Below are 1,051 nucleotides of genomic sequence, written 5' to 3'. Positions count from 1 at the left end.
CGCAGACATCCGATCTGCCCAAGTTGTCAAGCCATGGCCTTCGATCGCGGTTGGAAGGCGACATCTTCGTTGTAGGTCACGCCCTTTTGCAGGCAGTGGTGAAGGCAGCCGAGCAGGCGGTTGAAGGTGTTGCGGAGCGCGCTGGAGTGTCGCTCGCCGTCGTCTCGGCGGCGGTCGTAGTGGGCTCTGGGGCCTGGTGCTCGTAGGGAAGCGAAGGCCCAGACGTAACCGGCGGCGGCCAGGCGCTGATTCTTCACCTTGCGGTGGTGGACGACCAGGCTCTTGCCCGAGGCTCGGGTGATCGGGGCCGATCCTGCATACGCCTTCAGCGCGCGGGCGTCGGCGAAGCGGGAGCGGTCATCGCCGAGTTCGGCGAGCACCCGGGCGCCGGTGAGATCGGCCAGGCCCGGGAAGCTGGTGATGACGGCCGCGTCCGGGTGCTGGTGGAAGGCCTCGCTGGTGGCTTCGGCGAGATCGTCAGCAGCGCGGCATGCCGCATCCAGCTGCAACAGCAAGGCTTGGGCCTGGCGGCCGAGCGCATCTTCGACCAGGGGGAGCTGGCGAAGGTGTTCTTCACCGAATAGCGCCTGCAGCCGCTCAGCCCAGGTGGCGATGTTGCGCTGCCGGCCCGAGGCGCGCAGCAGGGCGTGCAACCTGCGGGCGGTGAGCTTGGCGGCCGCGGTGGGCGTAGGCGCCGCCTGCAGGACGGCACGAGCCTCGCGGGAGGTCAGGCCGATGTTCTTGACATGGAAGGCCGTCAGCGCCGCGGGGAAGTACTCCCGCAGCAGCGAGCGCAGCTGGTTGGCCAGCTGCTGCCGGCTCCAGACCGCGTCTTGTTGCGCCCGGGCCAGCACGGCGATCGCCTGGACCAGCTCGGAGTCCTGCGGCAGCGGCCGGTGGCAGGCCGCGTCCACGCGCAGGATGTTGGCCAAGGTCATGGCGTCGGCGTGGTCGGACTTGGCGCGGGCGACGGTGTGGCGTTCGCGGTAACGGGCCACAGCCAGCGGGTTGATCGCATACACCTTGCGTCCGGTGGCCCGCAGGCAGGACA

At 69.5% G+C, this 1,051-nt stretch carries 1 protein-coding gene; it reads right to left on the bottom strand.

Annotation, left to right across the window (positions count from 1 at the left end):
* Nucleotides 1–26 precede the first annotated feature (26 nt).
* On the bottom strand, nucleotides 27–1,051 hold a 1,025-nt coding region (locus ACTMTI_RS56890), incomplete at its 5' end, for an IS110 family transposase (protein ID WP_441129412.1).

The sequence above is a fragment of the Nonomuraea sp. H19 genome (genome assembly GCF_052068215.1).
Classification (GTDB): Bacteria; Actinomycetota; Actinomycetes; order Streptosporangiales; family Streptosporangiaceae; genus Nonomuraea.
Note: the sequence above shows the minus strand (reverse complement) of the source record. Positions and strands in the feature narration are given on the sequence as shown.